General features: G+C 71.2%; 23 protein-coding genes. 17 read left to right on the top strand and 6 right to left on the bottom strand.

All coding sequences use genetic code 11. The features are described 5' to 3' along the window. Positions 1–138: 138 nt before the first annotated feature. Both DVR05_RS09410 and DVR05_RS09405 read left to right on the top strand, forming a co-directional pair. Positions 139–1,353, top strand: coding sequence for an MFS transporter (locus DVR05_RS09410; RefSeq protein WP_116245461.1), 1,215 nt, complete (start codon positions 139–141; stop codon positions 1,351–1,353). 222 nt (positions 1,354–1,575) lie between these two features. Further along, positions 1,576–1,965 (top strand): hypothetical protein, encoded by a 390-nt coding sequence (locus DVR05_RS09405; RefSeq protein WP_198659115.1) that lies wholly within the window; start codon positions 1,576–1,578, stop codon positions 1,963–1,965. Between the two features lie 102 nt (positions 1,966–2,067). Here the strand turns inward: DVR05_RS09405 and DVR05_RS09400 are convergent, their stop codons facing one another. Next, positions 2,068–3,174: a CapA family protein gene (locus DVR05_RS09400; protein ID WP_116245459.1), complete on the bottom strand. Its 1,107-nt coding sequence runs from the start codon at positions 3,172–3,174 to the stop codon at positions 2,068–2,070. A gap of 452 nt (positions 3,175–3,626) precedes the next feature. On the opposite strand from DVR05_RS09400, the gene DVR05_RS09395 reads away from it, so the two are divergent. The 9 genes from DVR05_RS09395 (at position 3,627) to ectA (ending at position 9,311) form a co-directional block, all read left to right on the top strand. Further along, complete coding sequence (locus tag DVR05_RS09395; protein ID WP_157982418.1) at positions 3,627–3,854, top strand: hypothetical protein; 228 nt, start codon at positions 3,627–3,629, stop codon at positions 3,852–3,854. 148 nt (positions 3,855–4,002) lie between these two features. After that, the gene (locus DVR05_RS26565) at positions 4,003–4,161 is read left to right on the top strand and encodes a hypothetical protein (RefSeq protein WP_157982417.1); all 159 of its coding nucleotides are present in this window, start codon (positions 4,003–4,005) and stop codon (positions 4,159–4,161) included. A 48-nt stretch (positions 4,162–4,209) separates the two neighbouring features. Further along, the gene (locus DVR05_RS09390; RefSeq protein ID WP_116245457.1) at positions 4,210–5,478 is read left to right on the top strand and encodes a type III PLP-dependent enzyme; all 1,269 of its coding nucleotides are present in this window, start codon (positions 4,210–4,212) and stop codon (positions 5,476–5,478) included. Continuing rightward, on the top strand, positions 5,475–5,906 hold the full coding sequence (locus tag DVR05_RS26995; protein WP_198659114.1) for a holo-ACP synthase: 432 nt from the start codon (positions 5,475–5,477) through the stop codon (positions 5,904–5,906). Before DVR05_RS09390 ends, DVR05_RS26995 begins: the two co-directional genes overlap by 4 nt. Positions 5,907–5,912: 6 nt before the next feature. Continuing rightward, the gene (locus DVR05_RS26990; protein WP_198659113.1) at positions 5,913–6,383 is read left to right on the top strand and encodes a 3-aminobutyryl-CoA ammonia lyase; all 471 of its coding nucleotides are present in this window, start codon (positions 5,913–5,915) and stop codon (positions 6,381–6,383) included. Then, a complete protein-coding gene (locus tag DVR05_RS09380; protein ID WP_116245456.1) occupies positions 6,380–7,933 on the top strand; it encodes a class I adenylate-forming enzyme family protein in 1,554 nt (517 codons plus the stop codon). Before DVR05_RS26990 ends, DVR05_RS09380 begins: the two co-directional genes overlap by 4 nt. Positions 7,934–8,004: 71 nt before the next feature. Continuing rightward, complete coding sequence (locus DVR05_RS09375; protein ID WP_116245455.1) at positions 8,005–8,262, top strand: acyl carrier protein; 258 nt, start codon at positions 8,005–8,007, stop codon at positions 8,260–8,262. 69 nt (positions 8,263–8,331) lie between these two features. Further along, entirely contained in the window at positions 8,332–8,736 is a 405-nt protein-coding gene (locus tag DVR05_RS09370; RefSeq protein WP_116245454.1) for an ectoine synthase, read from the top strand. 50 nt (positions 8,737–8,786) lie between these two features. Continuing rightward, entirely contained in the window at positions 8,787–9,311 is a 525-nt protein-coding gene (gene ectA / locus DVR05_RS09365) for a diaminobutyrate acetyltransferase (RefSeq protein ID WP_116245453.1), read from the top strand. A gap of 100 nt (positions 9,312–9,411) precedes the next feature. On the opposite strand, the gene DVR05_RS09360 is transcribed toward ectA, so the two are convergent. After that, the gene (locus DVR05_RS09360; RefSeq protein ID WP_232832069.1) at positions 9,412–10,374 is read right to left on the bottom strand and encodes a GlxA family transcriptional regulator; all 963 of its coding nucleotides are present in this window, start codon (positions 10,372–10,374) and stop codon (positions 9,412–9,414) included. Positions 10,375–10,622: 248 nt separating this feature from the next. Here DVR05_RS09360 and DVR05_RS09355 point away from each other — a divergent pair, with 248 nt between their 5' ends. From DVR05_RS09355 to DVR05_RS09335, 5 genes are all read left to right on the top strand, one after another. After that, complete coding sequence (locus tag DVR05_RS09355; RefSeq protein ID WP_116245451.1) at positions 10,623–11,948, top strand: MFS transporter; 1,326 nt, start codon at positions 10,623–10,625, stop codon at positions 11,946–11,948. 5 nt (positions 11,949–11,953) lie between these two features. Further along, positions 11,954–12,445 (top strand): hypothetical protein, encoded by a 492-nt coding sequence (locus DVR05_RS09350; RefSeq protein WP_116245450.1) that lies wholly within the window; start codon positions 11,954–11,956, stop codon positions 12,443–12,445. Between the two features lie 253 nt (positions 12,446–12,698). Further along, the gene (locus DVR05_RS09345) at positions 12,699–13,670 is read left to right on the top strand and encodes a LuxR C-terminal-related transcriptional regulator (protein WP_116245620.1); all 972 of its coding nucleotides are present in this window, start codon (positions 12,699–12,701) and stop codon (positions 13,668–13,670) included. Next, entirely contained in the window at positions 13,667–14,062 is a 396-nt protein-coding gene (locus tag DVR05_RS09340; protein ID WP_116245449.1) for a hypothetical protein, read from the top strand. The genes DVR05_RS09345 and DVR05_RS09340 overlap by 4 nt, the downstream gene beginning before the upstream one ends. A 58-nt stretch (positions 14,063–14,120) precedes the next feature. Then, positions 14,121–14,657: a hypothetical protein gene (locus tag DVR05_RS09335; protein WP_116245448.1), complete on the top strand. Its 537-nt coding sequence runs from the start codon at positions 14,121–14,123 to the stop codon at positions 14,655–14,657. A 4-nt stretch (positions 14,658–14,661) separates the two neighbouring features. On the opposite strand, the gene DVR05_RS09330 is transcribed toward DVR05_RS09335, so the two are convergent. After that, entirely contained in the window at positions 14,662–15,309 is a 648-nt protein-coding gene (locus DVR05_RS09330) for a Fic family protein (protein ID WP_116245447.1), read from the bottom strand. After that, positions 15,306–16,010 (bottom strand): hypothetical protein, encoded by a 705-nt coding sequence (locus DVR05_RS09325; protein ID WP_116245446.1) that lies wholly within the window; start codon positions 16,008–16,010, stop codon positions 15,306–15,308. The genes DVR05_RS09330 and DVR05_RS09325 overlap by 4 nt, the downstream gene beginning before the upstream one ends. Before the next feature lie 202 nt (positions 16,011–16,212). On the opposite strand from DVR05_RS09325, the gene DVR05_RS09320 reads away from it, so the two are divergent. After that, positions 16,213–16,797, top strand: a complete 585-nt coding sequence (locus DVR05_RS09320) for a class IV adenylate cyclase (RefSeq protein ID WP_116245445.1) — start codon at positions 16,213–16,215, stop codon at positions 16,795–16,797. A 176-nt stretch (positions 16,798–16,973) separates the two neighbouring features. Here DVR05_RS09320 and DVR05_RS09315 read toward each other — a convergent pair whose 3' ends face one another. After that, positions 16,974–17,111 carry a DUF397 domain-containing protein gene (locus DVR05_RS09315; protein WP_369974516.1) on the bottom strand — a complete coding sequence of 46 codons (138 nt, stop codon included), beginning with the start codon at positions 17,109–17,111 and terminating at the stop codon, positions 16,974–16,976. A 60-nt stretch (positions 17,112–17,171) separates the two neighbouring features. Continuing rightward, the gene (locus DVR05_RS09310) at positions 17,172–17,984 is read right to left on the bottom strand and encodes a GntR family transcriptional regulator (protein WP_116245444.1); all 813 of its coding nucleotides are present in this window, start codon (positions 17,982–17,984) and stop codon (positions 17,172–17,174) included. Positions 17,985–18,149: the final 165 nt, after the last annotated feature.

Genomic DNA, 18,149 nt, shown 5'->3' with positions numbered 1-18,149 from the left:
CACCGGACGACGGTGTGCCCGGCAGGACCGGGGCGGGGGCCGTCCCCTCGGACACCGGACGGAACCCGAAGGGTTTATATGTGCGCAAGTGCGCACATATACTTCTCTCATCTGCCGCCGACCCCGGGAGCCCCGCCCATGCTCCGCGTCCTCGCCCACCCGGCCTACCGCCGCCTGTTCACCGCCCAGGTGCTCGCCCTGCTCGGCACCGGTCTGGCCACCGTCGCCCTCGGCCTGCTCGCCTACGACCTCGCGGGCGCCGACGCCGGCACCGTCCTGGGCACCGCGCTGACCATCAAGATGGTGGCCTACGTCAGCGTGTCGCCACTGGTCGGCGCCGTGGCCGCCCGGCTCCCCCGCCGCGCCTTCCTGGCCGCCGCCAGCGCCCTGCGCGCGGTCTGCGCCCTGGGGCTCCCCCTGGTCGACCAGGTGTGGCAGGTCTACCTGCTGATCCTGCTGCTCCAGACGGCCTCGGCCGCGTTCACCCCCGTCTTCCAGGCCACGATCCCCGACGTCCTGACCGACGAGCGCGACTACACCCGGGCCCTCTCCCTGTCCCGGCTCGCCTACGACCTGGAGAGCCTCGCCAGCCCCCTCATCGCGGCCGCCCTGCTCACCGTGGTCGGATACGACACCCTGTTCCTCGGCACCGGGGCCGGGTTCCTCGCCGCGTCCGTCCTGGTCCTCGCGGCGCCCCTGCCGGGCGGCCGCGCCGAGGAGGCGCCCGCCCGGAACGGCTCGCTGCTGGGCGTCGGCCCGTTCCTGCGCGTCCCCCGGCTCCGCGCCCTGCTGGCCATGAACCTCGCGGTGGCCTCCGCGACCGCCGTCGTCCTCGTCAACACGGTGGTCATCGTGCGGGACGGCCTGGGCCGGGAGCAGTCGGCGGTGGCTCTGGCGCTGGGCGCGTTCGGCGCCGGGTCGATGGCGGTGGCCCTGCTGCTGCCCCGGGTCCTGGAGCGGACCGGGGACCGCCCGGTGATGCTGCCCGCCGGGTTCGTCCTCGCCCTCGGCCTGGCCGGCGCCGCCCTCACACTGTCGGAGGCGACCGGGACCGCGGCGTGGCCGGGGCTGCTCGCCTGCTGGTGTCTCCTCGGCGCGGGCACGTCGCTCGTGCTCACCCCCACCGGCCGCCTGCTGCGCCGCACGGGCGGCTCCCACCCCCTCCCGTCGCTGTTCGCCGCCCAGTTCGCCCTCTCCCACGCCTGCTTCCTGCTCACCTACCCCCTGGCGGGGTGGCTGGGAGCGCGCGCGGGGCAGCCGCTCACGCTGGGGGTGTTCGCGCTGCTGGCGCTCGGCGCGGCGGGGGCCGCCACCGTGCTGTGGCGGGACCGCGTGCCCACCCGGACGGCGTGACGGGGCCACCGACGGCCACCACGAGGTGACGGACTCGTCCGCGTGCGTCCCCGTTCTCACCTCGCCCCCCACCGCGCTCCCACGCCCACCGTCGACAGGAGGGAACCGCGGCCCGGGGCACGCTGATTCCGGAGCGGCGGGCTCACCATCCCGGTCGGCGTCGCGCTCGCGATCGGCGTGTTCGTCGCGGCCTTCTCCCCGGCGGTTCGGCTCCCGGAGTTCGTGGCCCAGACCCAGCACGAGGGAAGCATGTCCTTCGAGGTGGCCGAGGGTGAGGAGAACGCCTGGGGCCCGTACGTCTCGCACTCCACGACCGGCGACGCCCGCGAGGTGACCTCCGCGCCCTACGGGTTCGAGGCGCGGGACCGGCTCATCACCCCGGTGGACAACGAGTACCGGATCTCCTCCGGGGACGGCGGCTGGAGTCTTCACGGCGCGATCGACACGAGCGGGCCGGGCGAGTACGTCATCGAGTGCTCCAGCACCTCCCACTCCGAGGACCGCTACGCCGTCGCCGACCTGGAACACGGCACGTCGTTCGCCGGAAAGTCCGCCTCGCCTTCGGGCCGTTCCCCGGCATCGGTCTCCTGGGATTCGTCGCGGGCCTGGTGATCGTCATCGTCACCGCTGTGCGGCGCTCCGACCACCGCGCACGGCTCATCCGCGAGCGCTGGGGCCGGGCCGCGGCTCCCCGGCCCGGGGCCGTGTGACGGGTCAGGTCCACCGCAGGGCGAGTCCGTCGGCCTCGGGGACGACCCGGGAGCCGAGGTCGCGGGAGACGTCGTCGAGGGTCTCCTGGAGCCACCGCGCGTCCTGGGGGGAGGCCGGTTCCAGGCGCATCCGCCGCGACCGCAGGGGCACCATCCGCAGGGAGAGCAGCCGCCCGCTGCCCGGGGCGACGGACACCAGGTACATCAGCCGGAGGTCGTCCCGGTAGCGCTCGTAGCCCTGGATGCCCTCGTAGTCGTTGACGAAGTCGCCGCAGCCGTACAGGACGAGCCGGTCGCGGTAGACCTCGATCGGCCGGGGGTGGTGCGAGGAGTGGCCGTGCACCACGTCCACTCCGCCGTCGACCAGCGCGTGGGCCAGGTCCGTCTGCTCCGTGACGTCGTAGCCCCAGTTGGTGCCCCAGTGCACCGAGGCGACGACCACGTCGCGCGGGCCGCGCTCCCGCCGCACCCGTTCGGCGATCCCCGGTACGGCCAGTTCCGCGTTCTCGGGCACGAGGTGGACGCCCGGCCGGTCCTCGCGCGCCGCCCAGGCGGGCGGGATGCCGGTCGACGCCGTCCCGAAGGCGGTGACCAGGATCCGACCGCCCCCGTCCAGATCCACCGCCGCCGGGGCGCGGGCCGCCGCGGCGCCGCGTCCCGCCCCCGCGAAGCGCAGTCCCGCGGCGGCCAGGGAGTCGAGCGTGTCCTCCAGCCCGCGCGGTCCGAAGTCCATGACGTGGTTGTTGGCGAGGGAGCACACGTCCGGACGCACCGCCGCCAGGCACGGGAGGTTGTCGGGGTGCATGCGGTAGTGGATGCCCTTGCCCGGCGCGAACTCCCCGTCGCGGGTCACGCTGGTCTCCAGGTTCAGCACCCGGGCGTCGGGGGAGGCGTCCGCCAGAACGTCGAGCGCCTCGCCCCACGGCCAGGCGAAGTCGACGGGGCGCGGGATCGGGCCGTTGGCCCGCTCGGCCAGTTCGACGTAGCCGCGTGCGTCCCGGACGTAGTACTCCTCCAGCGCCGGGTCGCCGGGGTGCGGCAGGATCTGGTCCACGCCGCGCCCGAGCATCACGTCACCGCAGAGGAACATCGTCACCGGTTCGGTGCGCATCTTCCCAGCGTACGCCGGGTGGAAAGGACGGGTCAGCCCGCGCCGGCGCCGAGGTGGCACGAGAGCGCACGCGGCATCGGGGCTTCGGCGGCCCCCATCCCGCGCGCCCTCCCCCGACAGGGGCCCGCCGCCGGTTCGAACGCGGACCCCGGCCGCGTGTCGACCGCGCACCGGTCGAGGACGACGGTCGGGTACGACATCCTTGGCCGGAACCTTGCGCATGTTGACTCTCAAGCCACTGTCAGGGCCGGGGACGGCACCGGAGACTGGTGGCCGCGATTCGATGGCACTCCGCCCGCCCCGGCGGACACCTCCCCACCGGAACCCGCGCCCGCCGCCCGAGGCCGCGCCAGCCCGCAGGGATGTCGATAAATCCGAGGTCACACATGTACCTGGTTCACCTGACTTTTCTCCACCCTCACCGAAAATACCTTCCCGACGGCCTCAGGGAAATGGTCGAACGCACAGCGGAATCGGGAGAGGGGCTGGAGCACGTCAGCGTGCACCGAAGGTCGGACACGGATCCGACCATCGGACTCTTCCTGCGCTCCCGCAGCCTCCGCGACGCTGAGCACACCGCCGCCCGGATCTGGCACAGAACCGTTGAAACCTACCCTGAACTGCTCGAATACCAGCTCTTCAGGTGCGAGGCGCCACTCATCGACGACATCCTCCCCTGAGCCCGGACGTGCGTCCACGACCCCGCCGGAGCGTGGACGAAAAAGGACATGGACCGTTTAGGACAGCACCGAATCCTTCACTTCGACCGAATCCCGTGCTCATAATGAACACATCGCAAGACACACCGAAGAAATGAAGGTAAACACAATGGACGCCAGAATCTCCGCTTTTTCCGCCGCGGGTTTCGCCATTCTCTCGCTGGCCTTCACGGCCTTCTTCTCCGCCCCGCTGGCACAGACCCCGGACGTGTACACCGCCGCGGCCGACGACTCGGGCTGGCAGTCCGACGACTCCGGCTGGCAGTAGACCCGGCCGGCGTCGCGCGTACACCCCCACCCCGACGGAAGGTCAACGGTGCACACCACGCAACCCCCCGCTCCCGACTACGCCGGACTGGCGGAGGAGTTCACGACCCCGCTCTTCGTCTACGAGGCCGACGTCCTCGAACGGTCCCACACCCAGCTCAGGCAGGCGCTCCCCGACGGCGTCGACATCATGTACTCGCTCAAGGCCAACCCGAACATCAGCGTCTGCGCGCTGCTCGGTTCGCTCGGCGCCGGCGCCGAGGTCAGCTCGCACACCGAGCTCGTGACCGCGCTCCGCGCCGGGGTGGCGCCCTCGGACATCATCTTCCTCGGCCCCGGCAAGTCCGACCGGGAACTGCGGGAGTGCGTCGACGCCGGGATCGCGGCGCTGGTCTGCGAGTCACTGGAGGAGGTCGAGCGGCTCGACGCGCTGGTCACCCGGCGCGGATCGGCGCCCTTCCCCGTGATGCTGCGGGTGAACCCGTCCTTCACCGCCAAAGGCCAGGGCCTGGCGATGGGCGGCAAACCCCGGCAGTTCGGCATCGACGAGGCGGTGGTCCGCGACGCCAAACGCCGTCTGGCCGACCTCACCGGGGTACGCGTCACCGGTGTCCACGCCTACATGGGGACGCGGTTCCTCGACCACACCAGCGTCGTGGGCAACACCGAACGCATCCTCGGCCTGGCCGAGTCCCTCGCGGCCGACCTGGGCATCGACCTGGAGGCGGTCGACTTCGGGGGCGGGCTCGGCGTGGCCTACTTCGCGGGCGAGGACGACCCCGACATGGCCGGACTGGGCCGGGGGATGCACGAGGTCGTCGCCGACTTCCGCTCCCGCAACCCCCGCTGTCGACTGATGATGGAGTCCGGCCGCTTCCTCACCGCCCGGGCCGGGACCTACGTGGTCCGGATCCGCGAGGTCAAGGAGTCCATGGGCGAACTCTTCGCGGTGGCCGACGGCGGCACCAACCACCACATGGCGGCCGTGGGCGTGGGCAGCTTCGTCAAACGCGACTTCCCGGTGCGCCACCTCGACGCGCCCGACGCCCCCGCCACGCACCGGTACTCCGTCACCGGGCCGCTGTGCACCCCCAACGACCTCATCGTCAAGAAGGCCGCCCTGCCCGAGGTCCGCCCCGGCGACCTGCTCGGCATCGGCCGGTCGGGCGCCTACGGGCCCACCGCCTCACCCGGCCTGTTCCTCAGCCACGGTTACCCGGCCGAGGTCCTCGTCCACCGGGGCCGAGCCCACCTGGTCCGGGTTCCGGACACGACCGAGGACCTGCTCGGCAGGCAGCGCCTCGTCCGGCTCCGATGACCGGGGCGACGGCCCCCTCTCCCCCCGCCCCACTCGCCCCCGCCGCCCTCCGCGTCGGCGTGGACGTCCTCGACCGCCGCGAACTCGACCGTCTGCTGCGCCGCCCCTGGTTCCTCCGGTTCTGCTACGCGCCCGAGGAGCGGGCGGAGGCCGAGGGCATGGGGGCGCGCCGCCGGACGGAGTTCCTCTCCGGCCGGTTCGCCGCCAAGGAGGCCGTCCTCAAGGCACTGGGCAGGGGGATGCTCCAGGGCGTGGCCATGAGCGACATCCGGGTGGAGCGGACCGGGCGGGGCGCGCCGCGCGTGGTCTTCCTCGGCGCCGCCGCCGCGCTGGGACTGCCCCGCGTGAGCCTGTCGATCTCACACAAGAACGACGTCGTGGTCGCCGTGGCGCTGTGCACGGACCACACCGACACCAGAAGGAGATAGGAGCACATGACGACCGCCACCGGCGATCCGACCACCACCGGCGACCCGACGGCCGCCGCACCGCCGACGGACCGGGACCGGCCCACGACCGCCTCCCTGCGCGTGCGGCTCAGCGAGAGCGACGCCTACTACGGAGGAGGCGTGGTGGAGGGGGCCCGGGTGCTGCGCCTGTTCGGCGACCTGGTCACCGAGATCACCGTCCGCGAGGACGGCGACGAGGGCCTGCTCTCCGGCTACTCCGACGTCCGCTTCACCGCCCCCGTCGCCCCCGGCGACTACCTGGAGATCCACGGGCGGCTGGTCCGCCGGACCCGCCTGCGCCGGGTCGTGGAGCTGAGCGCCTTCAAGGTGATCAGCGCCGACCCCGCCACGCGTCCCAGCGCGGCCCGGCTGCTGCCCGAACCGCAGCTGGTGTGCTCGGCCACGGCGACGACCGTGGTCCCCCGCGAGGCCGTGCCCCGGAAGGAGACCCCGTGACCACCCAACCGCGACTCCTGCACGACCTGCTCGACGACGCGGCCCGACGGGACCCGCACACCCCCGCGCTGAGCACCGGCGAACGGACGGCGAGCCTCGGGGAACTGGCCTCGGCCAGCTCACGGATCGCCCGCCACCTGCGGGCCCGGGGCCTGCGGCGCGGCGACCGCGTGGCCGTGCGCACGGGCGACCCCCTGGCCGCCGTCGCCGCGCTCTTCGCGGTCTCCCGGACGGGAGCGGTGTTCAGCCTCCTGCACGAGAGCGTGCGCGACGGAGCCTTCACCCACGTCCTGACCGACGCCGAGCCCGCGGCCGTGGTCTGCGACAGCGACGAGGCCAGGGACGAGGCCACCGCCGCCGGGGCCGACTTCCTCACCACCGGCGACCTGCTCGCGCTCGCCGAGACCCCGCCCCCCGGCGCCGCGGACGGGACCGCGAACGGGACCGGGGCCGAGGAGACCGCCCCGGTCCCGGACCGGACCTCCCCGGTGCTGGAGGTCGACCCGGTCTGCATGATCTACACCTCGGGCACCACCTCCCGGCCCAAGGCCGTGGTCAGCACCCACCAGCAGATCCTGTTCGCGGCCCGGGCGATCCGCGAACGGCTGGGGTACCGAGCGGACGACACCGTCTACTGCCCCCTGCCGGTCTCCTTCGACTACGGCCTCTACCAGGTCTACCTGGTGATGCTCGCCGGGGCCCGGCTGCGCTTCGGCTCTCCGACCGAGTCCGGACCGCCCCTGCTGCGCAGCCTCGTCGAGAGCGGGGCCACCGTCCTGGCGGGCGTCCCGGCGGTGTCGGACCGCCTGGCCTGGCTGGCCGCCCGCAGCAGGCGCCGCCCCACGTCGCTGCGGCTGCTCACCAACACCGGCGCGGCCCTGTCGGAGAAGACCGTGGCCTCGCTGCGCGAGTCCCTGCCCGGTCTGCGCGTGCAGGTGATGTACGGGCTCACCGAGTGCAAGCGCGCGGCCATCATGCCGCCCGACGGCGACCTGGACCGGCCCGGGTCGTGCGGACTGCCCCTGGACGGGACCGAGATCTTCGTGGTCGGCCCCGACGGCGAGCGCCTCCCCGCCGGGGAGACCGGCCAGATCGTGGTCCGGGGACCCAACGTCATGGCGGGGTACTGGCGGCGCGAGGAGCTGACCGCCGAGCGCTTCCACCGCCGCGACGGACTCTTCCCCGAGCTGCGCACCGGCGACTACGGGTGGGTGGACGAGGACGGCTACCTGTACTTCGACGGCCGCCGGGACGACATCTACAAGGAGCGCGGCTTCCGCGTCAGCGCCACCGAGGTGGAGGCCGCCGCACACCGCGTCGAGGGGGTCGACTCCGCGATCGTCCTGCCCCCCGCGAACGGACGCCCGGCCCAGCTGGCCGTCATCTCCAGCATCCCCAAGGAGGAGGTCCTGGAGCGGATGCGCGGGGAGATCGAGGAGTTCAAGGTCCCCCGGGTCTGCGTCCGCCTCGACGACCTGCCCACCAACAGCAACGGCAAGGTCGACCGGGCCAGGCTCGCCGACCTGATCTCCGCCCCGGGGCGCGCCTGAGCGCTCCGCCCCCGAACACCGTGAACAACACGAACAGCACGAACACCGAACACCACGTAGGGAGACACCCCATGCAGCGCAACGACGTCGTCACCGCCCTCGAAGCCGCCCTGTCCGAGGCCCTGGAGCGCGAGGTCGCCGACCTGGACGGCAACGTCCGCCTCTTCGACGACCTGCACCTGGACTCCACCTCGATGCTGGAGGTCCTGATGTCCCTGGAGGAGTCCATCGGCCTGCAGGTCGAGCCCGAGGACCTGGAGATCGAGGCGTTCGAGTCCGTCGACTCCCTCACCGACTTCGTCCTGTCCACCCGACCGGCGGCGGTCTGACACCACACTCCCGGCGGCGGCCTCGGCCGAGGCCGCGCCGTCCACCACCCCCCAATCCGAGAGGTCACCATGCTGGTCCGTTCCTTCGCCGAGATCGAGGACACCGAACGCCACATCAAGGGAGCCAAGGGCACCTGGGAGAGCAGGCGGATCGTGCTCGCCCGGGAGGGCGTCGGGTTCTCCCTGCACGAGACCACCGTGTACGCGGGCACCGAGACGTCCCTGTGGTACGCCAACCACTACGAGGCGGTCCTGTGCGTCGAGGGCGAGATGGAGCTCACCAACGACGAGACCGGTGAGAAGCACTGGATCACCCCCGGCGTCATGTACCTGCTCGACGGACACGAGCGGCACACCCTGCGCCCCACCAAGGACTCGCGCTTCATCTGCGTGTTCAACCCGCCCGTCACCGGCCGCGAGGACCACGACGAGAACGGCGCCTACCCCCTCCTGACCGAGGCGACCGGTTCCTGATCCGGCCGCAGCGCGACGACGACCACCCCCACCCAGAACAGGGAGCCCCCATGACCGTCACGATCGACGCCCCCGCCCGCACCGCCGCCCGCGACAGGATCGTCTTCCGGCGCCCCGAGCCCGCCGACGCCCGCGCCGTCTGGCACCTGGTGGACCAGTCCGACCAGCTCGACAACAACAGCGAGTACTACTACATGATCTGGTTCCGCGACTTCGCGCGGACCTCGGTGGTGGCCGAGCTCGACGGTGAGGTCATCGGCTTCCTCAGCGGCTACCGCCGCCCGGAGCGGCCCGACACGTACTTCGTCTGGCAGGAGGCGGTCAAGCCCCGGCACGGCATCCCCTTCCTCGGGGTGAAGCTCTTCGACCACGCCGTGCAGGAGCAGATCCTCGACGGCGCCAGGTACGTGGAGGCGACCGTGTCGGAGGAGAACACCCCGATCGTGATGGTGCTCAAGCGCTTCGCCAAGCGGTGGGCGGCCCCGGTGGACAGGAGTGTGCTCTTCTCCAGCGCGGACTTCGGCGGGGGCCACCACGAGGAGACCCTCTACCGGATCGGTCCGGTCGTGCCCTGAGCGGGAGCGGGGTGAGCGCAGCGCCGGGACGGTGTCCGACACCGTCCCGGCGTTCGCGTGCGCGAGGACCTCGCGGGCGGTCGGGGCCCGGGAGGGGCGCTCAGGGCGCGGACGCCGTCCCCCGGAAGGTGCGCCGGTAGGCGCTGGGGGACACCCCCAGTTCGACGTGCATGTGCTGGCGCAGCGACGCGGCCGTCCCGAACCCGGCCTCGGCGGCGATCCGGTCCACGGACAGGTCGGACTCCTCCAGGAGCTGGCGGGCCCGGTCCAGACGCTGCTGGGTGATCCACTTCCCCGGCGACTGGCCCACCTCCTCGCGGAAGCGGCGGGTGAACGTGCGTACGCTCATCGACTCCTGCTCGGCCATCTCCCGCAGGCTCGGCTGGAGGTGGAGGTTGTCCAGGGCCCAGGCGCGGGCGCGGGCGGTCGCCGAACGCTCCGGGGCCGGGACCGGGTGCCGGATGTACTGGGCCTGGCCGCCGTCCCGGTGGGGCGGGACGACGGTGTTGCGGGCCACCTCGTTGGCGACGGCCGCGCCGTGGTCGGTGCGGATCATGTGCAGGCTCAGGTCGATGCCGGAGGCGACCCCGGCGGCGGTCAGCACGCGCCCGTTGTCGGTGTAGAGCACGTCGGGGTCCAGGTCGATGTGCGGGTACATGGCGCGGAAGTACCCGGCGGACTTCCAGTGCGTGGTCACCCGGCACCCGTCGAGCAGGCCCGCGGCGGCGAGTACGAACGCCCCGGTGCAGATGGAGGCCACCCGCGTCTGCGGCCGCACGCGCGCGATGGCGGCGGCCAGCTCCGGGGCGAGCGGGTCGTGCGGGCGTTCCTCGTAGTCCTCCTCGGCCGCGGGGACGATCACCGTGTCGGCCTCGGCGAGCACCTCGGGGCCGTGCGCGACGTTCATGGTGAAGTCGGTGTCGGTCCTGATCTCACCGGGCTCCAGCGCGAAGGTGACGACCTCGTAGATCGGCCTGCCGTCCGCGTCGCGAGCCCGCCCGAACAACCGGTGGACGATGCCGACCTCGATGGGCAGCAGGCCGTCGCGGACCAGGACGGCCACGTGGTGGGGCCGGGAGGACGGAGCCGGAGGCTCTCCGTTGAGGGTGGTGGAGGGCGACGAAGAGGGGAACGCCGGAGCCGGAGGCTCTCCGTTGAGGGTGGTGGAGGGCGACGAAGAGGGGAACGCCGGAGCCGGAGGCTCTCCGTTGAGGGTGGTGGAGGGCGACGGGTGGGACATGGCCCGATTCTTTCACATGTTGGCTTTCAGGACACTGTCAGCGGTGGGGGGTTCCGAAGGACTCTGGTGGCATGCCAAACGACACCGCCTCCCAGCGGGGGCCCGCACCCGTCCTGTTCCACCGCGCGTGGGCGATCGCCGTCATCGCCTGCCTGACCATCGTGGCCGCGGCGGCCTTCGCCGCGATGCCCGGCATCCTCATCGACCCCCTGCACACCGAGTACCAGTGGTCGCGCGGCTCGATCGGCATCGCCGCGTCGGTCAACATGATCGTCTACGGCCTCATCGCCCCGTTCGCGGCGGCACTGATGGACCGGTTCGGCATCCGCCGGGTCGCCCTGGTGGCCATGCTCGTCATCGTCGTCGGCGCCGGACTGACCACGGTGATGACCGACGTGTGGCAGCTGACCCTGTACTGGGGGCTGCTCATCGGCGCTGGCACCGGGTCGCTGTCGATGACCTTCGCCGCGACCGTCGCGGGCAACTGGTTCGTGGAGCGGCGGGGACTGGTCATCGGCGCGCTGACCGGGTCCAGCGCCTTCGGCCAGTTGGTCTTCCTGCCCGCCCTGGCGTGGATCGTCGACAACCAGGGGTGGCGCCCGGCCATCGTGACCCTCGCCCTGACAGCGGGCACGATGATGGTCCTCATCGCGCTGATCCTGCGCGACCACCCGGCCGACCTGGGACAGCGCCCCTACGGCGCGACGGAGTTCGTGGAGAGGCCGAAGGCTGACCAGGGCGCGGCGCGGCGCACGCTCCGGGTTCTGCACTCCTCCGTGCGCAGCCGCCGGTTCTGGCTCCTGGCCGGGGCGTTCGCGGTGTGCGGCGCGACCACCAACGGAATCATGTGGACCCACTTCGTCCCCGCCGCGCAGGACCAGGGGATGTCCGTCACGGTCGCCGCCTCCCTGGTGTCGATGATCGGGGTGTTCGCCCTGGTGGGGACGGTCCTGTCCGGGTGGCTCACCGACCGGTTCGACCCGCGCCTGCTCCTGGTCGGCTACTACGGGGGCCGGGCGCTGCTACTGGCCGCGCTGCCCGCCCTGCTCGGGCCGGACGCCGGGGTGGTGATCGTGTCCTGGGTCGTCATGTTCGGCCTGCTCGACGTCGCGACCGTGCCGCCGACCATCCTGCTGTGCCGCCGGGCCTTCGGCGCGGACGGCGCCATCGTCTTCGGCTGGGTCAACGCCGTCCACCAGGTCGGGGCCGGGGCGATGGCGGTCTTCGGCGGCTTCACCCGGGACGTCACCGGCGGCTACGGCCCGGTGTGGATGCTGGCCGCCGCCCTGTGCGGTGTCGCCGCCGTGGCCGTGTTCAGCTTCGCCCGCGCCGATGAGAGCGCCGTCGACGGCCCCACCGCCCGAACCACCCCCTCCGGCGAGCCCGAGAAGGTGTGAGCACCATGAGCGAGAACCTCACCGAGACCACCGCCGAAGCGGCCCCGAAGCGCAGGCCCCGCCGGGCGCCCTCCCTTCCCTTCTCCCTCGTCCTCCTGCTCCTGGCCTCGGCCGTGGCCTACATCGGGTTCGCCGGGTTCGACCAGAACCTCCGGGCGGCGCGGGGCGAGGGCGCCCCCGGGACGTTCACCGCGGTCAGCCTCTCCTGTATCCAGCACCCTGGGCACGAGTCGTGCACCTGCAACGGCCACTTCACGCCCGGGGACGGCGGGGAGACGCGCGGGGTGTACCTGCACGCCGCCGGTCGGGAGACCTGTGTGGAGGGGGCCCGGATCGGGGCCGTGGACGTGGGCGCGGACAACCGGGTCTACGGCCCCGACGGCTCCCGGGAGTGGATCCTGTCCGCGTTCCTCGTCCTGGTTCCGCTGGCCGTCGCCGGGGGGATCGCGGTGACGTGGACGCGCCACCTGCGCCGTTCCGCGACGGACGTCGGGTAATGACGGCGGATTCACCGCGTGTTCGTTTTCCCGGCTCGCGGACGACGCTCGTCACCCACCGTAGAAATCGCAGGTAATAACCTTTCCTACCGCGCCTTGACCGATCCCACCAGGAGTTTCGTGAATGGTCGACCCAGCCACCGACCAGGACCGGAGCCTCGTGATATAAGTACATGGTCCCGAAAGTCGAAGAAATCGTACGGCGTCCCACACGAGGGTGAGAACGGCGTTGGATGGTCTGGGTGTCGATCCCGTGGTCGAATCGGTCTACCGGCGCATGCTGTTCCATCCCGAGGACGGAGTGTCGGAACTGGCCAGCGGACTGGACATTTCCGAGAAACAGGTCCGGGAGGCCCTGGACGTCCTCAGCGAACTGGCGATGGTGCGTTCCTCCACCAGCTCCGGCGGACGGCTGCACGCGATCGACCCGCAGTTGGGGACGCAGATCCTCCTCGCCCACCAGCAGGCCGACCTGGCCCGCCGACAGCAGCGGTTGGAGGAGAGCCGGGCGGCGGCGGCCCAGCTGATCGGCGACTTCAGCGAGAACTTCGGCGTCGCCCCCGAGGACGCGGAGTTATCCGTCATCCGGGGGCTGGACCAGATCCGGGACAACCTGCACCTGATCAACGAGCAGGTATGCGAGGAGTTCCTGACCTTCGCCCCCGGCGGGTCCCAGACCGCCGAGAACATGAGGGCCTCCCAGCCGCTCAACCGCAGACTGCTGGAGCGCGGTGTGGGGATGCGGACCGTGTACCTGGACAGCCTCACCAACGACCCGGACAGCGTCGCCCACGCCAGGGCCCTCGTGGACCTGGGGGCCAGGGTCCGCACGGCGCCGTCGTTGCCGACTCGCATGATCATCTGCGACCGGTCCGTCGCGATGGTCGCGATCGACGACCAGGACACGGCCAAGGGAGCGGCGGTGATCCGGGCGCCCGGCGTGCTGACCGCCCTGTGCACGCTGTTCGAGGCGGTGTGGCGCCAGGCCCGGGAGCTCGCGCCCACTCCGAGCAAGGAGACCGGTGACGAGATGACGCCGCAGCAGAGCGAGGCGCTGAGACTGCTCGCGCAGGGGCACACCGACGAGGTGATCGCCCGGCGCCTGGGCGTCTCGCCGCGCACGGCCCGGCGGTTCGCGTCGGAGATCATGGTGCGCCTGTCCGCGAGGAGCCGGTTCCAGGCGGGCGTCAACGCCGTACGCCAGTCCCACCTGCCGGCCGAATGACGGCCTTCGACCCCTCGTCCCTGGTCGGACGACGCCTGGACGGGCTGTTCGCCGCGTGGTGGGTGACGGACGGCCAGGAACCGCAGGGCCCGATCGACGTGTGGCTGGTGGGTGAACAGGGGGTGCCCGCCCACCTGACGACGGCCGCGGACTGGCGTCTGGTCGCGGAGGAGGCGCAGCCGTACGGGGACTACGACATGGGCGGCCTGGGCCGGGTCGAGGTGCTGCCGACCGCCGAGGGCACGCCGTTCGCCCGCCACGTCGGTCAGGTGGTGGAAGCCGTCCACCAGGACTGGGACCCGGACCACGGGCTCACGGGGCTGGCGATCGAGTTCCCCGGCGGCACCGTCCACGTCGACGGCTGGGACGGCGACCTGCGGCTGCGGGACTGACACGCGCCTCGGGCACACGTTCGTCGGGATGTCTCCCCCGAGCTCTAGCATCGGCCCCATGACCACCCTGACCCAACTGCGCCGGGCCGCGCTCGCCCTTCCGGAGGTCGAGGAGGGCGCCCACTTCGGTATGGTCGCGTTCTCGGTGCGCGGCACGGGGTTCGTCTCGGTGACCAGGGATGATCAGGTGCAGCTGCGCCTGCCGGTCGCCGAGGTCGAGTCCGCCGAGGTCGCGCATCCCGGCGGGGAGCGGATCGTCCGTGGGGGCACGGTGATCGGGTTCCGCGCCCCGCTGGCGGACGTGGGCGGCAAGGATCTCAACGCCCTGGTCCGCGCGGCCTGGTACCACCGTGCTCCCAAGTGGCTGGCCGCCGAACTGGCGGCGGCCGACGCGGGGACCGGACCGGCGGACGGCGATCTGCCGACCGCCATCGGCAGGCCCGCCACCCGCGCCCTGCTCGGGGCCGGGCTGGGCACGCTCGCGGCGGTCGCCGCCTGGAGCGAGAAGGAGCTGCTCGCGCTGCACGGTGTCGGCCCGAAGGCCGTGCGGATCCTCAAGGAGGCGCTCGCCGCGAGGGGCATGTCGCTGCGCTGACGGCTCAGCCGTGCGCACACCTGCGGAGGGTGTGAGCCGTGAGCACGGATACCAGATCCGCCAGCGCGAGAGCGCCCTCGGGGTCGTCTGCCCAGCGCCGCAGCGCGCGGACGGGGGCGACCTGGTCGAGGACGATTCCGGAACGGGCCAGGACGAAGTCGAGAGCCAGGAACGCGGACCGACCATTGCCGTCGTCGAACGGGTGGAAGAAGCAGACGTCCAGGTAGGCGCGCGCGGCCCGGGAGGAGAGCGGAAGGGAGGTGTCCCCGTTCTGGGCCAGGCAGGTGTCGAAACGGTCGCGCAGATCCGGGCCGATGCCGTAGCGTTCTCGACCGCCCTTGGCGTACGCCGGACCCCGGCGGAACGGGGCGTGTGCCACCCCAAGCACACGGCACTGCCACGCGCTGAGCAGGTCGAAGGTCAGGACGCGCCCGGCGGTGGCGTCCGCGCGGGCCAGGTCGAGGGCGTCGAGCAGACCGGCGGCCCGATCGGGTGACCGGGCGTGGTCGCGGGTGCGGATGTCGTGCACCGCGCCGTCGCGGGCGGGAACGATCGGACCGGCCGTCGGGATCTCGACGGGCCGCACGGCATGCCAATCCACCCCCTCGCGAACCGTGAGCCAGCGCCGCAGGTGGTCGGGTGGGACGGTCACCAGCGCGGGACGTCTTCGAGTGAGGTGGCCAGACGCTCGGCCACGTCGTCCACGACCACGCGCTTTGGCTCGGTCCAGCTCTCGAACCGCCCGCCTATCGCCTGCTCGACCTGGGCCCGGGCCGTCTCCTCCCCGATCCCCCAACGCGTCAGGAACCAGACGAGGACCAGTTCGCAGTGGGCGTACCAGGCGTCCGTGGAGTCAGTGCGGTCCACCACGTGGGTGATCAGGTGGACGGTGGCGCGTTCCCAGGCGTGGAGGCGGTCCTCGGCGTCCGGCACGTCCAGCGGGTAGCGGTCGAACCGCTCAGTGAGGTCCTCCAGCCAGGAGCGCCACTCGCACAGTGCCTCCGCGACCAGGGCCAGGGTCTCGTCGCGTGTGGTGACCGAGTGGTCGGGACAGCACCAGCTCTGCACGGGCCCGCCTCCTCCGTTCTCTCCCCACGCCCAGCACCAGCCCAGGGCCCAGGGGCCGTACCGGCGGACGAGGGCCCGGGTCATCGCGTCGATCCACGGCCCGGCTTCCCCATGGATCCAGTCGGAGCGGGCCCCGTGGTCGGGAAAGTCGGTGGGGTGGACCGGAACGCGGGAGGCGGGTTCGAGTCCACGAACCACGTCCGGTGCGCTGCCGCTGTCGAAGGGGTAGCGGCTCGGGTCGACCTCGCTCCAAGCGAGGTCGCGAAAGCGCGGGAGAGGGAGCATCCGACCAGTGTTCCCAGCCGTCCGGGGTCCGATCAACCCGGTTTCCGGCTGGAGGGCGCGAAGCGGCTGGTCTGCTTCCGCAACATGCCGATATCGGATGCGAAATCCCCGGGCGAGGCCATGAGCGCCATACGAGGCTCGTGTGGGAAGCGGAACCTCGCCCGCGTGTACTCGGCCGTCAATCGTGGAGAGTGAGCGACCCATGGGTCTCGTCGAAGTCGAACGAAAGCGCGCACTGACCGGCCCTGTCGACAAGGTGCGGCGACGTCTGGTCGAGCTCGGCTATCGGGAGTGCTCTGCGGTGACCGAGGTGGACACGTACTACAGCAGGCCCGACGTCGACTTCATGGAGACCGTGGAGTGTCTGCGGGTACGAAGTCGGGACGGGTTCGCCGAGATCACGTACAAACCCGCCTCCTCCGCCAGTACGCACAGTCCTGACGGCGTCATCGCGAAGCGGGAGACGAACGTCGTGCTCAGCGATACCGACCAGGCCCGTCAGGCGGAACAGCTCCTGGAGGCCGTGGGGATGGTGTTCCTGGCACAGGTGGAGAAGTTCAGGACGTCGTTTCGGAACCCCGCGTACCCAGGTCTGACCGTCGCGCTCGACGTGGTGACGGGTGTGGGCGTGTTCCTGGAGACGGAGATCATCTCTGACGATGGGCAGGGGGCAACGACACTTCTGGACGAGGTTGAGGACCAGATCGGCGTAGCATCGTGCCCAGTCGTGTCGTTTCCCTATCGAGACCTGGTGCTTCGGTCCCAGCAGGACGCGATCCGCACCTGAACGACTCGCCGATCCCCGCGTGCGCGGGGAGCAGTCTCCCTGACCTGGGCATCTACCCGGCCAGCATCACCGCATCTGCAACTTGTCGAGAAACAGACATAAAACACATACGACTCAAATAACCCACAAACATGTAGAACACCTACAGCTTGAGAACAGCAAGCAGACCCGCCCACTCAGCACCCAGGTACGCCAAGTTCCTCAGCTCCCGGTTCTGTGTGTCCCGAACCAGCACGCTCCAGCCCCTCAGCGACCTCTAGACACTCGCCACCGTTGGTGCTGTAGCTGCTCCTGTGCCATTGGGCGGTGGTCATGTCCATCCACGAGCCCTTCCTCTGGCCAAGTCCGACCCCAAAAGCTACCGGGAACTGCCCTCAGAACTGATCGGAACCCACAGCCTGGCCGATCGGGAAGACGTGCCGCGACGCGGCACAGATCGTCTCCAGGGCATGGACCGGAACGTCCTCGGTCGAGTAGCTGACCCGGAGCACCTGCACAACCCACTCGCCGGGCACGTCGAGCAGATCCGCCTCGTAGGGTGTCGGCGGTCGGACGGTCAGCGTCTCCGTGGCGTACCCGAAAACGTGCCCCAGATCCTCGATGGCGGCCTGGAGCGTGGGAAGGACGAACCCTTCCCCCGCCAGCCGGGTCCCCTCCGCCACGTCGAGGCGGAAGTAGGAGGTGGAGATCCGCACCGGAACGTCGTTCGCCCAGAACATCTTGCGCCGCGCGACGACGTCGCCACCGGGCTCGGTGCGCAGACCGGCCGCGACATGTTCCGAAGCCGGTTCCTGTCCGACGAAGAGCATCTTCCGCTTCGGTTCGAGGCCCTGCTGTTCGGCCTCGGTGAGGTAGAGGCTCTTGGAGCCCCGTGTACTCGGCGGAGTCGGCAGCGCGCGCTGCACCAACACACGAGGCCGAGGTTCGACGGGACCTACGGGCGCTTTATGGGACGAATCGCCGCCCGCCTTCTTCATCTGACTCACTCTGCCCGGAGTGACCCCGAGATGCCGTGCGATCTCGTCCTGCCGCATTCCCGATGCCTGGGCCTCCACGATCGCCCCGCGCCGAATCCTGGAAAGCTCGACGCTCTGTCCCTGCAAGGTGGTCATGGCGGACGACGCCGCACGAGCCCTCTCCACCGGGTCCGAGATGGCAGCGATGTCGTGCAATGTCCTGGCATCCAAAGCGAATCCTCCGGTCGACTACTCCATCAAACTTTAGCCCCCCTATTGCAGTGACGGGGAGTTGGGGCTGCCGTCGTCGACAGGCGAGGTTTAGCCTCTCTAAGAGCTCATCTCATTTGGTGAGTCTGCGGTAACAGATCCGTATGCAGGCGATGCCAGCGAAGG

Source organism: Nocardiopsis sp. FIRDI 009 (genome assembly GCF_003386285.1).
Classification (GTDB): domain Bacteria; phylum Actinomycetota; class Actinomycetes; order Streptosporangiales; family Streptosporangiaceae; genus Nocardiopsis.
The sequence above is the reverse complement of the archived record's forward strand: the minus strand, read 5'-3'. Positions and strand labels throughout refer to the sequence as shown.

Excerpts from the sequence above, each read along its gene's own strand:
- DVR05_RS09355 (WP_116245451.1), top strand. The coding sequence starts at position 10,623 with ATGCCAAACGACACCGCCTCCCAGCGGGGGCCCGCACCCGTCCTGTTC.
- DVR05_RS09320 (WP_116245445.1), top strand. The coding sequence starts at position 16,213 with ATGGGTCTCGTCGAAGTCGAACGAAAGCGCGCACTGACCGGCCCTGTC.
- DVR05_RS26990 (WP_198659113.1), top strand. The coding sequence starts at position 5,913 with ATGACGACCGCCACCGGCGATCCGACCACCACCGGCGACCCGACGGCC.
- DVR05_RS26565 (WP_157982417.1), top strand. The coding sequence starts at position 4,003 with ATGGACGCCAGAATCTCCGCTTTTTCCGCCGCGGGTTTCGCCATTCTC.
- DVR05_RS09370 (WP_116245454.1), top strand. The coding sequence starts at position 8,332 with ATGCTGGTCCGTTCCTTCGCCGAGATCGAGGACACCGAACGCCACATC.
- DVR05_RS26995 (WP_198659114.1), top strand. The coding sequence starts at position 5,475 with ATGACCGGGGCGACGGCCCCCTCTCCCCCCGCCCCACTCGCCCCCGCC.
- DVR05_RS09335 (WP_116245448.1), top strand. The coding sequence starts at position 14,121 with ATGACCACCCTGACCCAACTGCGCCGGGCCGCGCTCGCCCTTCCGGAG.
- DVR05_RS09340 (WP_116245449.1), top strand. The coding sequence starts at position 13,667 with ATGACGGCCTTCGACCCCTCGTCCCTGGTCGGACGACGCCTGGACGGG.
- DVR05_RS09325 (WP_116245446.1), bottom strand. The coding sequence starts at position 16,010 with ATGCTCCCTCTCCCGCGCTTTCGCGACCTCGCTTGGAGCGAGGTCGAC.
- DVR05_RS09350 (WP_116245450.1), top strand. The coding sequence starts at position 11,954 with ATGAGCGAGAACCTCACCGAGACCACCGCCGAAGCGGCCCCGAAGCGC.
- DVR05_RS09400 (WP_116245459.1), bottom strand. The coding sequence starts at position 3,174 with ATGCGCACCGAACCGGTGACGATGTTCCTCTGCGGTGACGTGATGCTC.
- DVR05_RS09315 (WP_369974516.1), bottom strand. The coding sequence starts at position 17,111 with ATGACCACCGCCCAATGGCACAGGAGCAGCTACAGCACCAACGGTGGC.
- DVR05_RS09375 (WP_116245455.1), top strand. The coding sequence starts at position 8,005 with ATGCAGCGCAACGACGTCGTCACCGCCCTCGAAGCCGCCCTGTCCGAG.
- ectA (WP_116245453.1), top strand. The coding sequence starts at position 8,787 with ATGACCGTCACGATCGACGCCCCCGCCCGCACCGCCGCCCGCGACAGG.
- DVR05_RS09395 (WP_157982418.1), top strand. The coding sequence starts at position 3,627 with ATGGTCGAACGCACAGCGGAATCGGGAGAGGGGCTGGAGCACGTCAGC.
- DVR05_RS09410 (WP_116245461.1), top strand. The coding sequence starts at position 139 with ATGCTCCGCGTCCTCGCCCACCCGGCCTACCGCCGCCTGTTCACCGCC.